The sequence below is a fragment of the Actinoallomurus sp. NBC_01490 genome, assembly GCF_036227085.1.
Classification (GTDB): Bacteria; Actinomycetota; Actinomycetes; order Streptosporangiales; family Streptosporangiaceae; genus Actinoallomurus; species Actinoallomurus oryzae.
This window is the reverse complement of sequence record NZ_CP109433.1, coordinates 10,339,456-10,351,545: the sequence shown is the minus strand read 5'-3', so window position 1 is coordinate 10,351,545 and position 12,090 is coordinate 10,339,456. Positions and strand designations below refer to the sequence as shown.

The window sequence follows — 12,090 nt, the reverse complement described above, 5'->3', positions numbered from 1 at the left end:
AAGCCCTCCCGGGAGCGGGATCTCGGGGGTTCCCGCTCCCGGGGGCGTCCTGCCGTACGCGCGTCGGCCGGACCGGTCAGGTGAAGTTGACGCCGTTCATGGTGGGCTGAAGCGTGCCCAGGACGAGTGAGTCGCAGATCGGCGGCCTGTTGCCGTTCAGGCCGAGGTACCGCAGCGGAATCCAGGAGCTGTGCCAGGCGACGCCGAGTCCGGAGGTGGTGCCGCAGCCGGAGCCGGTGTGCCATCTCATCCCGGCGAACGCCGATCCGCCGGCGTGCAGGGTGATGTTCGTGCCGCGGCCGGGATAGTCGACCCGGGTGGCGGGAAGCGGCGTGTAGTCGTACGGCCCGCCGGTGCCGATCGGTGCCCAGCCGGCCGGAAGCAGGCAGCTGTGGTTCGACCTGTTCCTCAGGATCAGCGTGCCGATGCCCTTCTCCTCGGAGTTGGACGTCCGCACCTGAAGCTCGGCGCGGAGTTCGGCGGCCATGCAGCCTGGCGTGTCGCTCCGGCCGGCGTGCGGCGTCCGGCCGCCGTTGCCGCGGGCACCGTCGCTCTTGGACGACACCGCTCCCGCCGATGCCGCCGAGCCGGAGGGGTGCGGCGAGCCGGATGACGCCGACGTGTCGCCGCTGGAGTTGCAGCCGGTGAGGGCGAGAGCGATCATCCCGCCGCCACAGGCCGCGACGGCGGTGGTGTGCAGGCGCTTGAGCTTCACTTGTAAGACCTCCCCGGACGGTTGCTTACATGTCCAGTTAGACCTCCATGAAGGGACGAAGGTTCGCGGTGAGATTCCCCTTTCCGCTCACCGCTTGATCAGCGACCGGAAGCCGGCGCGCACGTCGGACGCGGACGCTTTGACGTACTGCTTGGAAGGCGGGCCGACGTCGACGCCGATGTAATTGGTGTAGTGAATGACCCTGGGACAGCTCGCACCGCTGATCTGTATATCGCGCTTGGCCACACGCTTTCCGGTCCGCAATTCGTACACCTTCACCGGAATCGCGATCTTGCGGAACGCCACGTACGTCAGGGCGCCGGTCCCGAATTTGCTCCGGTACGGGCACCTTTGGACGGTGCTCCCGTAGTGCCGCTCGCCCACGCAGATCACGAGCACGGCGTGGGCGGGGTCGGTGGTCCGCCATGAGCCCGGGAGCTTGTCGCGGTAGGTGTCGTTGCCGTAGAACAGCGCGCGATTGGTGCCCTTCCCGTACGACGCGGCACCGCTGTACTTCGCCGGCTTGGAGCAGTACGCGGGCTGGTCGTCGGTCGAGCCGTCGAGCAGGCTGCGGACGTTCTCCAGCTCGATGGTCTGCGTGGCCTTCTTGACTCCGTCGCGGGCCCTGCTCGTGAGCTGGTCGCCGGGATACCGGTCGAGCAGTTGCTGATAGCGCGTCCGCGCGCTCGCCCAGGCTCTGGCCGCCATCAGGCTGTCGCCGCAGCCGACGAGCGCGGCGGGCGCGGTCTGCCCGACGATGCCGGCGGACCGGTCCAGCGCGTCGTGGGTCGGCTGCCGGTCGCGGAGCCAGTCCGTGACCGCCGCGGTATGGCACGGATCCTTGGCCGGCAGGCCGCCGAGGAACCCGTTCAGGACCGTCTCGACCGTCTTGGCGTTGCCGGGCTCGTCGAGGACCGACCCGAGAGTGGCGAATCCCGCCTTCAGCGCGCCGGTGTCGCCGGTCAGCCCGGTCGCCAGCTGGGTCCTGGCCGCCCGCAGCCGGCGGCACGCGTGGGCGGCCTCGTCGCTGCGCCCGGTCAGCGGGGCGTCGGCGATGCGGACACCGATCCACACTCCGCCGTGGGCGCTCAGCACCCGCGCGCAGTCGCCGCTCTCCCGCGCCTCGGTGACACTGTGGTGGATCCGGGAGGCGTCGAACCGCAGCAGCCCCACGGCCAGCAGGACCACGACCGTGACCCCGAGCGCGATCAGACGCTGCCTGCGCACCGCGTTCCCGGCGTCGCCTCGCCCGCGCGCCAGGAACCATCCGTGCGCGATGACCGCCGCCCACCACAGCAGCACAAGGACCTCGAACCAGGTACGGGCGACCGAGACCAGCACGGACACGAGCACGATGGTGACCAGCACGGCGGCGAGGGCGAGCCTGCGCCGGCCCAGCATGAGGTAACCGATGCCGAGCAGGGACGCGTTGCCGAGGGCGGCCGCGGCCGGATCGCACGCCCGCGGCGCGGGCGGCGGCGCTGGGGGCGGTGCGGGGGGCGGTGCGGCATACACCGGATAATCCATCGTCGTCACTTCCTGTCCCGGTACGGGCGCGAGCCATGCCGATTGTCCGCCCAAATTCTCGGGACGGGTCCCGAAGCCGATGACGACCGCCGACCGGCTCCGGCCACCCGGGTGAGGGTTCAGAGGCGGCCGGCGCCGTGGCGATCGCGAGCGCGATGTCCCCGATCCGCCACCGGGTCGGTGCGCCGCCCTCGGCAGAATCGCGAGAGGACGTCTCCTCCCGGGCGCCGGCGTTACCGACGGGCGGGTTCCAGGCCGAACCGGCCTGCCAGCCGGCGGGTGATGTCGGCGGCGGGCGTGTGGCCGTCGACCGTGATCACGTCCAGCCCGTGGGCCCGCGCCTGACGGCGGACCTCGTCGTCCCACAGGGCGTCGCGGGCGAGGCGCTTGGCCAGCATGGCCTCGGGATCCTGGTCGCCCCAGTTGGCGCGGGCGCGGGCCGGATCGGCGTAGCGCTCCCGGAGCTTCCTCGCCCGGAACCCGGCCGTGGGCACCAGGAAGACCGCGTGGTCGGGCCGGTGCAACAGCGGCAGGAGATGGCCGGGCAGGATGCCGAAGTAGTCGACCACGGTGATGCGATCGGACGGCGCGGCGGCGAGATCCTCGGCCAGGAATCCGACGGTCTCTCCGTGCAGACTCGCCATGCCCGCGAAGATCTCCCGCGGCGAGCGCTCCGCCCACAGGGCGCCCGGCGGCCGGTCCCGCGCGGCGTGCAGGTGCGGGTGGCGGTCGGGTGTGCATCGCGCCAGCCAGCGGTGTTCGGCACGGTCGCCGTCGTAGACCCGGACGCCGTACCGCTCCGCCAGGGCGGCGGCCACCGTGCTCTTGCCCGCCCCGGTCCCGCCGGCGATCCAGCGAACGTGGGTGAGCGGGCCGAGCCCGCCCGTGCCGCTCCGGCGTTCCGTCATGGAGCCCATGGTCGCTCCCGCCGGCCGGTGCGCAAAGGCGCTTCCCGTCCACCGCCGTGGTGTTGTCCGGCTTACGGATGCGGAGGTCAGATCACGGGGACGGCGTGGCGCCGGACGCGGCCGGCGTCGCCGCCGAGCGTCGCGGGAAGTGCCGCGGTGGCCGACTCGTGCGGGACGCCGAGCGCGACGGCGCTGACCCGGTCGAGGCGGTCGTACTGCTCGTCCGTCAAGTCGAGGTCGAGCGCCTTCAGGTACTCCTCGAGCTGGGCGAACGTTCGCGGGCCGATGACCGGGACGAGAGTCGTGGCGGCGCGTGCGGCGCGGCCCCGCAGCCACGCCACCGACACCTGCGCGGCGGTGGCGCCGCTCTCCTCGGCGACGGCGAGGACGGCGTCGAGTACGGCGGTTCTCTGTTCGTTGTCCTCGACGCGTACGCCGACGCCCCGGGTGGTCAGGCGGCCCTCGTCGCCGTGCCGGTACTTGCCGGTGAGCAGGCCGCCGGCCAGCGGGGAGTACAGGGCGGCGCCCAGGCCGAACGCCTCGGCCATCGGCAGCAACTCGCGGTCGGCGGTGCGCTCGGCGAGGCTGTACTCGGCCTGCATGCCGATGATCGGTGCCCGGTCGCGTAGCTCGGCGCCGGTCGCGGCGGCCGCGACCCGCCAGGCGGGGAAGTTGGACAGGCCGCCGTGGAGGATCTTTCCGGCGCGGACCAGGTCGTCGAAGGCGGCGACGATCTCCTCGACCGGGGTGAGGGTGTCGGGCAGGTGGACCCAGTAGAGGTCGACGTAGTCGGTGCGCAGCCGTTTCAGGCTCGCCTCCAGCGAACGGACCATGGTCTTGCGGCTGTTGCCGGTCTCGCCGACCCGGCCCCGGCCGGCGGCGCCGCACGTGTACTTGGTCGCGAGCACGAAGTGGTCACGGTCGGGACCGAGCAGCTCGCCCAGCAGGATCTCGGCCTGCCCGCCCTGATAACGGTCGGCGCTGTCGATGAACGTGCCGCCCGCCTCGGCGAACGTCTCGAAGATCTTCCGTGAGCCCTCCGGCCCGGCGCCGGCGGGCGCGGGGCCGAAGTTGGCGGTGCCGAGCGCGTACTCCGAGACGCGCAGGCCGGTGCGCCGGCCGAAGGTCGCGTAGTGCATGAGCCGGTCTTCCTTCCACTGGAGTGACAAAACCGGAATCAGATTCCGGCAAGCATACCGGAATCTGATTCCGATAAGCTCGGGTCGCAGGCCGAACCGATGCGCACCGGAGGAGGCCCGGTATGGACACTTCGGACTCGGCGCCGCGGTCGGCGGCGTCCGGCAAGCCGCTGCGCGCGCACGCCCTGCGCAACCGCAACGCGCTCCTGGCCGCGGCGCGCGAGGCGTTCACCGCCGGCGAGGTGAACGTGCGCATCGAGGAGATCGCCCGTCGGGCGGGCGTCGGTGTCGGCACGCTCTACCGCCACTTCGAGACCCGCGAGGCCCTCATCGAGGCCGTGTACCGCGGACGCGTGGACGACCTGTGTGCCATGGCGCCGCACCTGCTCGCCACGCTCCCGCCGTACGAGGCGCTCCGCGCGTTCCTGGAGCAGCTCATCGCCCACGCGGCCGAAAGCCAGGGCATGGCGGTCGCCCTCCAGACGCTCATGGACCGCCGGTCGGCGGTCTTCGCGCAGGCCAGAGCGGACATGGTCGAAGCGATCGCCACGCTCATGACCGCTGCGGCGACGGCCGGCGCGATCCGCGCCGACATCGCGCCGCGCACCTTCTTCCTGGCCATGGGCGGCATCTGCGCCTCCCACGACCAGCCCGGCTGGGAGGCCGAGGCGCACACCGTCGTACGCCTGCTGCTCGACGGCCTGCGCCACACCGGCCGGGACGACGAGCCCGGGCCGCCGCCGTAGAACCTTTTCGCCGTCGTGTTCCGTCTAGGCCGTGAGGAGGTACACATGATCCGAACGGCCCGGGACCGTGAGTTCTCGGATTTCGTCGGTGCGAGCCGGGTGAGTCTGCTCCGCACCGCCTGCATGTTGACGGCGGGTGACCGGTTTCTCGCCGAGGACGTCGTCCAGACGGCGCTGGCGAGGGTGTACGTCGCCTGGCCGCGGATACGGCAGAGCGCCGAGGCGTACGCCCGCAGAGCCGTCGTCTCGGCCTTCCTGGACGAGACGCGGCGGCCGTGGTGGCGGCGGGAGAAGACGACCGGCGAGCTGCCCGACACGGCCGCGTCCGGTGACGCGTTCGGCGACGTCGACGGCCAACTCGACGGAGGTGCGGTACGACGGGCGCTCGCGGGCCTGCCGCCACGGATGCGAGCCGTGGTCGTGCTCCGTCACGAACTCGACCTGAGCATCGAGGACACCGCCTCCGCCCTGGGCTGCGCGAAGGGGACGGTCAAGAGCATGAACGCCAAGGCCCTCGACCGCCTGCGCGCCTCACTGGTCGCCGCCCCGTCCTGATCCGTCCCGGTGGGCCCTTCCTCAGCCAACTCTCGACTCGGCGGTGGCCGAGTCGGTCGAAAGGATTCTCGATGAACGACGTGCGTTCCCTGCTGTCGGAGGTCGTCCCGGAGGACATCCGTACCTCCGGTCCCTGGCCGGACGCCGAGCCCGACATCGCCCGGGGCCGCGCCCTGCTGGCACGGCGGCGCCGCCGCCGTGCCGCCCTCACCGCGGGAACCGGTGTGGTCGCCGCCGGTCTCGCCGGTGTGCTCCTGCTGGCGGGCACTCCCGCCGGGGACTCCCGTCCGTCCGCGGGCCCCGGTTCCTCGACCGGCGGCCCGGCGACGACGGGCGTCGCCCTGGTCGCGTACGAGGGCGCGCAGCCGAAGGGCTACACGCTCCGGTCGATTCCCCAGGGTTGGGAGGTCGCCTCCGCGGACAGCATCGCCCTGGTCCTGCACCGGGTCGGCACGCCCAAGGGCGGTTCGTACGAGGACAAGATCGTGGTCGAGGGCGACCTCAACCCGTTCCCCAAGTCCGGTGATCAGGCCGTCGAGGTCAACGGGCACAAGGGATGGTTCTTCGCCCACAAGAGCGCGGGCCAGTCGGTCACCCTCATCTTCCGGACCGACCAGCGGGGCCGCCCCGCTCCCGGGCTCGCCGAGGTTCCGCTGAACGTCATGGTCCAGCTGCCGCACTCGCTCAACTGGAACGTCACGACCATGGTGAAGTTCGCCTCGGGCATCACCGTGGCCGACGGCGCCCGCGGCGCCGTCGGCTGACCTGCACGGCTCGGCATCGGTTCCCGCGCCCCCGAGACGCGGGAACCCTGCGGCCGCCGGTGGGATCAGTCGTTGCCGGCCTCCATGGCGGCGTGGTCGAGCAGCTCATCGTCGCCCGTGACCTCTCCGCGGGAGGCGATCGCCTCGGCTCCGCCCTTGGGCATCGCGCCGATCAGGCCCGTCGAGGCCGCCTGGGCGGCGCCGATCAGCATCGGCTGCTGGCTGCCGACCATGCCGAGCCCGGCGTACTGCTCGAGCTTGGCACGCGAGTCGGCGATGTCGAGGTTGCGCATCGTCAGCTGGCCGATGCGGTCCACCGGGCCGAAGGCGGAGTCCTCGGTGCGCTCCATGGAGAGCTTGTCCGGATGGTAGCTGAACGCCGGTCCGGAGGTGTCGAGGATGGAGTAGTCCTCGCCGCGCCGCAGCCGCAGGGTCACCTCGCCGGTGACCGCCGTGCCGACCCAGCGCTGCAGCGACTCGCGCAGCATCAGCGCCTGCGGGTCCAGCCAGCGGCCCTCGTACATCAGCCGGCCCAGCCGCCGGCCCTCGTTGTGGTAGCTGGCGAGGGTGTCCTCATTGTGGATCGCGTTGACCAGCCGTTCGTACGCAGCGTGCAGCAACGCCATGCCCGGGGCCTCGTAGACGCCACGGCTCTTGGCCTCGATGACGCGGTTCTCGATCTGGTCGGACATGCCCATGCCGTGCCGGCCGCCGATCGCGTTGGCCTCCAGCACCAGGTCGACGGCGGAGGAGAACTCCTTGCCGTTGATCGTGACCGGCCGTCCCTGCTCGAAGCCGATCGTGACGTCCTCGGTGACGATCTCGACCTCGGGGTCCCAGAACCGTACGCCCATGATCGGGTCGACGATCTCGATGCCCGCGTCGAGGTGTTCGAGCGCCTTCGCCTCGTGGGTCGCGCCCCAGATGTTCGCGTCGGTGGAGTAGGCCTTCTCGGTGCTGTCGCGGTAGGGCAGGCCGCGGGCGAGCAGCCACTCCGACATCTCCGTACGGCCGCCGAGCTCGCTGACGAAGTCGGCGTCGAGCCAGGGCTTGTAGACCCGCAGCGAGGGGTTGGCGAGCAGGCCGTAGCGGTAGAACCGCTCGATGTCGTTGCCCTTGAAGGTCGAGCCGTCACCCCAGATCTGCACGTCGTCCTCGAGCATCGCGCGGACCAGCAGCGTGCCCGTGACGGCCCGGCCGAGCGGGGTGGTGTTGAAGTAGACACGGCCGCCGGAGCGGATGTGGAACGCCCCGCAGGCCAGGGCCGCGAGGCCCTCCTCCACGAGAGCCTCCCGGCAGTCGACCAGCCGGCCGACCTCCGCGCCGTACGCGGTGGCGCGCCCGGGCACCGAGGCGATGTCGGGCTCGTCGTACTGCCCGATGTCGGCGGTATAGGTGCACGGCACGGCACCCTTCTCGCGCATCCACGCGACCGCTACCGATGTGTCGAGGCCGCCGGAGAAGGCGATCCCGACACGTTCGCCGACAGGCAGAGAGGTCAGCACCTTGGACATGAGTAGAAGTATGCACGCTAATGCATGATCATGCAATGTCGGGCTGCCAAGGATCTCACCATGTGGAGGGTGCCCCGGACATCGGGCCGCCCGGCGGAGCGGCCGTCAACCTCTGACGTTGGTGAACGCCGTGTTCAACGAGGGGTGATCCGCTGGGGAAGCGTGCCTTGCTCCCACAGCCGGTCGAGGTAGCCGAACAAGGTGTCCTCGTCCTTGTTGAGAGCGTCGAACTCTTCCGCAGGCAGTTGCGCCAGCGGATCGTGCACGATGACGTCATCGGGCGCCGGGCCCGTCCAGCCGGAATAGCTGTGGCAGTTGGAGCACCAGATCTGGGTGGACAGATCGCCGGTCAGCCGAGAGGTGTACATGTAGATGCGGAGCATGATCCGGCTGCAGTGGGGGCAGCGGTGCTCACACAGCGCCGGGGAGAAGATGTCCCAGTCCGACAGGGTAGCGATCTCGTCGGAGGAATACCCGCGCCACCGGTTGGAGCTCACAGTCCTCGTCCTCGTTTCCTGCTCAGGTAAACCTGGTACATCTGATCCTCATACTTGACGGCTTCGTTCTCGAGGCCCGGCACGCCGCGCGCCGCGAGGTTTCGCTGGTGCCAGCTCTCGTGCATGGCGGTCCGTACGGCCTGCTCCATGTCGGACAGGGCGTCGTCGGAGAACTCGATCTTCGGTCGGCCGGTCGGGCCGAGCTTGGGAGTGCCATCGACGTTGTACGGACTGTTGCCGTAGATCTTCCGACCCGGAGGCCCCTCGATCTTCGGCTCGTACACGAGGTCGTAGTCCTTGACATGGTGCCACAGGCCGGTCTGGCCCAGTTCGTGCCTCAGCTGGTTGAAACTGATGGGTGGCCCGCTCTTACCACCCGGAACGCTCTGCGAGACACTGCGGTACGCGTTGAGTCCCTCGCTCCTGGGAGCTCGACGGAAGAACTTGGTGACGACTTTTTCGAAGATCCCCGCACTACCGCGAGCGAGACCGCCGGCCACGCATCCCCCTGTCGTACGTCGGAACCCTTACCGCTGAAAAGCCATTCCCCGTTCGGTTCGGACGATATCCGTTGCCATCTGGTTCCGGCGGGGCAGGCGGAGTCCGTTACCGGCCGCGCGAGGGCCGAGCCGTACGAGCCCGTCAGCGTCATGCCGATGCGGTCCTTCGGCGCCGGGAAGAGCCGCGGACCACCGCTGAGGTCGTCAAGCATCGTCGGCGTCGGACGTGGATTATCCACAATCAGCGTTCCTTCAGCGTACGGCCGCCCTGATTCGTAGGAGACTCGATCGGACCCCAACGGGATCCGACGTGACCGCGGTGATGGGAAGCGCATGCGCAAGGAGAAGATCGGCTGGCTCGGCGTGCTGTTCGGCGTCTTGATGCTGGTCGCCGGCTGGTTGATCGTGAGCCACGCGGTGCAATCAGGGCATGACGCGCCCAGAGCCGAATACACCGGCACGCCGAGCTGTGACGGCAAGCAGATGAGCCCGGGGGACCGCTGCATCGTCACTGGCACGCGTGCCTGGCAGAACCGCACTTTCACGTACGAGGAGGCGATCAGGAACGGCCGGGCGGACGCCAAGACCAACCAGTGGGCCGGGGCGGAGGTGCTCGGAGGCGTCGGCGCCGTGCTGGTGTTCCTGGGAGTGGGCACGGCGACCAGCGCGGCGCGCCTGTCCCGCGGCATCCGCGGCGTACTGGTGCCGCTCGTCGCGTCGCTTCCGCTGACCGCGGTCGCGATCATGCTGTGGCCCATGTACGAGCGCACGAAGGAGGCGTCCCCGGTCCCGGTGGGAAACCTGGGAAAGTACCTGCACTTTCCCTATCCCACCGTGTTGGCACTCCTGGTCGTGCTCCTGGGCACCCTCGGGACCGTCGCACCGGCGGCGAGTGAGAGCGACGTCGCGCGGGACGAGCGGCGGGAGGCCGAGCGACGGAAGGCCGAGCGGGCGCGCGCCGGGCGGCCCGAGGCGCCGACTCGGCAGGAGAGCCCCCAGCAGACGTCCCGGGGCATGACCGCGGAGCAGCGGGAGGCGCACGAGCGGTTCGACAAGGGAGAGTCCGACGACCCGTGGGAGTCCTGGCGGCTCCGGCCCCTGCGCGAACCGGCGGCCGGGCAGGTCACCCGGCAGCGCATCGCCGCCGCCCTGGGCCAGGTCGTCGTTCTCCTGGCCGTCGTCCTGGCCGTGAGCTCCCACCCTCTGAGGCTGGAGCTTCCCACCGTGGTGGGAGGTCTGGCCGCCGTGGCCGGTTACGCGCTCATCGCGGCACCCACCGTGAGTCGCACCGACAGCGCGCCGTCGGCCTGGCGCTGGGGCCTGCCGGCCCTGCTGTCGCTGGCGGGAGCCGCGGTGGAGTCGACCATGTCGACGACGACCTGGTCCGGGCTGCTGAACCTCACCCTGTTCCTGTCCTGCTGGGGAGCGTTCACGTGGCGGTTCGGGGCCGCGCTGCCGCAGCCGCCCGTGACGGGCCGGGTGCTGTTCACGGCGTTGGGGCTGCTGTCCTGGCTGGCCGCGGTCCGGGTGGTGGTCGTGGCGGCGGCCCCCGGGTCCCACGGCGTCGCGGAGATCGTGGCGTACGTCCTCGCCGCCGTCGGAGTGGCCTTGGGCGCGGGCGCCTTCGGCACGGCGCGGGGGACCGAGGCGCTGAACGCCGTCCCGCGCTCCCTGACGGTCGCGTGTCACCTCACGACCGCCGTGGCGCTGGTGGCCGCCGCGTGCTACGCCGTCCTGGCCGGCGGCACCCTGATCGCCTGGATCACGGCCGGGGTATGCGTCGTCAGGGCGATCGTGGACGTGCGTCGTTGCGTACACCGCACCGAACAGCCGGCGGCGCAGAGCGCGGGTGAGGGGCAGGCGTCCGCCGACGCACGTCCGCTGCCCTAGAGTCCGCGCTCTCAGCCTTCGAGCGCGACCTCTTGGGCCATGCGGCGCAGGTCGGGGGAGACGTGGGCCATCTCCTCGATCAGCTCACCGACCAGGGGGTACGCGGGGCCGTGGTCGCGGAACGACCGGCGGGACAGGCTCTCGGCCTCCTGCAGCGTCGACTCGGCCGCCCGCAGGTCCATGAGCTGGGCCTGGGCCTGGGCCACGTCGAGCAGGTGGCGGCCGTACATCGCACGCGGGAGGTCCTCTCGGTGCACGGCGCCGGCCGCCTGCAGGGCCAGTCCCGGCTCCCGCAGGAGCGCGTACGCGTGCGTGGCGTGCATCGCCACCTCCGACGGGCCGAACCGTACGTGGTAGTCGAGGCGCTCGCCGTCGAAGCGGTCCGCCGCCGAGCGGGCCAGGCCGACGTAGTCGTTCACCGCGCCCGTCCGCGTGGTCGTGCCCGCGGCGGCCATCGCGGTCAGGATCAGGTTGCCCCACACCGTCAGGCGGCGGAGCTCGGCGGCCCCCAGCGGCGGCTCGGTGTCCTCGGCGATGTGCACGGCGTGGTCCTCGCAGATCCGGCAGCGGTTCTGGTGCAGGAGCGCCGAGCAGTACGAGCCGTGCAGCGCCGTCCATCGCAGTTCGTCGTCGCCGCTCTCGGCGGCCTCGATCGCCTCCCGCGCGGCCAGCGCCGCAAGGTCGGTCTCGCCCAGGCTCGACAGCAGGCGCGCGGCCAGATGGTGCGCGTCGGCGAGCGGTGTCGCGGCGCGCGCGCCCAGGCCGCGGTGGGCGAGACGCGTCTCGCCGAGCAGGCCCGGAAGTCTCATCGCCACGTGCGGCAGGTCGCCCGACCAGTAGGCGCGCCACGTGCCGTCGACGGCGCGGCGCAGTTCGCCGAGGTCGGGGGTCTCGCCCGCGTCGTCCGGATCCATGCCGGGAGTGGACTCCGGCGCGGTCACGGCGTCGCGTACGGCGGTGCCGGAGTGGCGGGGCCCGCCGAGCAGGCCGGACAGCTCCGTCCTCAGCGCGCCGGCGAGCTTCATCAGCCAGGTGACACGGGCGGTCTCCCGGTGCCCGTGCTCCAGCTTCTCGATCACATCGGTGTTCACCCCGGACCGGTCGGCGAGCTCTCCCCGGGTCATGGAGCGTTCGTGCCGGAGGAGCTTCAGCCGGTCACCGAGGGTCGTGGCATCGGACACGATCACTGCACCCCCTGCAGCCGTGCTAGAACCCACGTTACGGTCCGTCCTTCGGGGTTGGCCAGGGGCCTCGACGCCGGTTCACCTGCGTTCATACGTCGTATACGTCGCGGCGAGGGACGGCCGTCCCGGCGATCGGATGGGTGCTCCGACC

The 12,090-nt window shown here is 71.2% G+C and carries 12 protein-coding genes; 4 read left to right on the top strand and 8 right to left on the bottom strand.

Translation table 11 applies throughout. The features are described 5' to 3' along the window. Positions 1 to 76: 76 nt before the first annotated feature. The 4 genes from OG417_RS47570 to OG417_RS47555 all read right to left on the bottom strand — a co-directional run bounded on the left by OG417_RS47570 (position 77) and on the right by OG417_RS47555 (position 4,289). The gene (locus tag OG417_RS47570; RefSeq protein WP_329244320.1) at positions 77 to 715 is read right to left on the bottom strand and encodes a hypothetical protein; all 639 of its coding nucleotides are present in this window, start codon (positions 713 to 715) and stop codon (positions 77 to 79) included. 87 nt (positions 716 to 802) lie between these two features. Next, positions 803 to 2,242, bottom strand: coding sequence for a tetratricopeptide repeat protein (locus OG417_RS47565; RefSeq protein ID WP_329244318.1), 1,440 nt, complete (start codon positions 2,240 to 2,242; stop codon positions 803 to 805). Between the two features lie 233 nt (positions 2,243 to 2,475). Next, positions 2,476 to 3,150, bottom strand: coding sequence for a hypothetical protein (locus tag OG417_RS47560; protein ID WP_329244315.1), 675 nt, complete (start codon positions 3,148 to 3,150; stop codon positions 2,476 to 2,478). 86 nt (positions 3,151 to 3,236) lie between these two features. Beyond that, on the bottom strand, positions 3,237 to 4,289 hold the full coding sequence (locus OG417_RS47555) for an aldo/keto reductase (protein WP_329244312.1): 1,053 nt from the start codon (positions 4,287 to 4,289) through the stop codon (positions 3,237 to 3,239). Positions 4,290 to 4,411: 122 nt separating this feature from the next. On the opposite strand from OG417_RS47555, the gene OG417_RS47550 reads away from it, so the two are divergent. The 3 genes from OG417_RS47550 (at position 4,412) to OG417_RS47540 (ending at position 6,354) form a co-directional block, all read left to right on the top strand. Continuing rightward, positions 4,412 to 5,035, top strand: coding sequence for a TetR/AcrR family transcriptional regulator (locus OG417_RS47550; protein ID WP_329244309.1), 624 nt, complete (start codon positions 4,412 to 4,414; stop codon positions 5,033 to 5,035). 45 nt (positions 5,036 to 5,080) lie between these two features. Beyond that, positions 5,081 to 5,590: a SigE family RNA polymerase sigma factor gene (locus OG417_RS47545; RefSeq protein WP_329244306.1), complete on the top strand. Its 510-nt coding sequence runs from the start codon at positions 5,081 to 5,083 to the stop codon at positions 5,588 to 5,590. Between the two features lie 71 nt (positions 5,591 to 5,661). Beyond that, a complete protein-coding gene (locus OG417_RS47540; protein ID WP_329244303.1) occupies positions 5,662 to 6,354 on the top strand; it encodes a hypothetical protein in 693 nt (230 codons plus the stop codon). 65 nt (positions 6,355 to 6,419) lie between these two features. Here OG417_RS47540 and argG read toward each other — a convergent pair whose 3' ends face one another. The 3 genes from argG to OG417_RS47525 all read right to left on the bottom strand — a co-directional run bounded on the left by argG (position 6,420) and on the right by OG417_RS47525 (position 8,865). After that, positions 6,420 to 7,868 (bottom strand): argininosuccinate synthase, encoded by a 1,449-nt coding sequence (gene argG, locus OG417_RS47535; protein WP_329244300.1) that lies wholly within the window; start codon positions 7,866 to 7,868, stop codon positions 6,420 to 6,422. Between the two features lie 134 nt (positions 7,869 to 8,002). Then, positions 8,003 to 8,365 (bottom strand): hypothetical protein, encoded by a 363-nt coding sequence (locus OG417_RS47530; RefSeq protein ID WP_329244296.1) that lies wholly within the window; start codon positions 8,363 to 8,365, stop codon positions 8,003 to 8,005. Further along, positions 8,362 to 8,865, bottom strand: a complete 504-nt coding sequence (locus OG417_RS47525; RefSeq protein ID WP_329244294.1) for a hypothetical protein — start codon at positions 8,863 to 8,865, stop codon at positions 8,362 to 8,364. The genes OG417_RS47530 and OG417_RS47525 overlap by 4 nt, the downstream gene beginning before the upstream one ends. A 333-nt stretch (positions 8,866 to 9,198) precedes the next feature. Here OG417_RS47525 and OG417_RS47520 point away from each other — a divergent pair, with 333 nt between their 5' ends. Beyond that, positions 9,199 to 10,755: a hypothetical protein gene (locus OG417_RS47520; RefSeq protein WP_329244291.1), complete on the top strand. Its 1,557-nt coding sequence runs from the start codon at positions 9,199 to 9,201 to the stop codon at positions 10,753 to 10,755. Positions 10,756 to 10,766: 11 nt separating this feature from the next. Here OG417_RS47520 and OG417_RS47515 read toward each other — a convergent pair whose 3' ends face one another. Next, complete coding sequence (locus tag OG417_RS47515; RefSeq protein WP_329244288.1) at positions 10,767 to 11,936, bottom strand: helix-turn-helix domain-containing protein; 1,170 nt, start codon at positions 11,934 to 11,936, stop codon at positions 10,767 to 10,769. Positions 11,937 to 12,090: the final 154 nt, after the last annotated feature.

Coding starts and splice junctions, on each gene's coding strand:
- OG417_RS47565 (WP_329244318.1), bottom strand. CDS start 2,242: ATGGATTATCCGGTGTATGCCGCACCGCCCCCCGCACCGCCCCCAGCG.
- OG417_RS47560 (WP_329244315.1), bottom strand. CDS start 3,150: ATGACGGAACGCCGGAGCGGCACGGGCGGGCTCGGCCCGCTCACCCAC.
- OG417_RS47555 (WP_329244312.1), bottom strand. CDS start 4,289: ATGCACTACGCGACCTTCGGCCGGCGCACCGGCCTGCGCGTCTCGGAG.
- OG417_RS47550 (WP_329244309.1), top strand. CDS start 4,412: ATGGACACTTCGGACTCGGCGCCGCGGTCGGCGGCGTCCGGCAAGCCG.
- OG417_RS47545 (WP_329244306.1), top strand. CDS start 5,081: ATGATCCGAACGGCCCGGGACCGTGAGTTCTCGGATTTCGTCGGTGCG.
- OG417_RS47540 (WP_329244303.1), top strand. CDS start 5,662: ATGAACGACGTGCGTTCCCTGCTGTCGGAGGTCGTCCCGGAGGACATC.
- argG (WP_329244300.1), bottom strand. CDS start 7,868: ATGTCCAAGGTGCTGACCTCTCTGCCTGTCGGCGAACGTGTCGGGATC.
- OG417_RS47520 (WP_329244291.1), top strand. CDS start 9,199: ATGCGCAAGGAGAAGATCGGCTGGCTCGGCGTGCTGTTCGGCGTCTTG.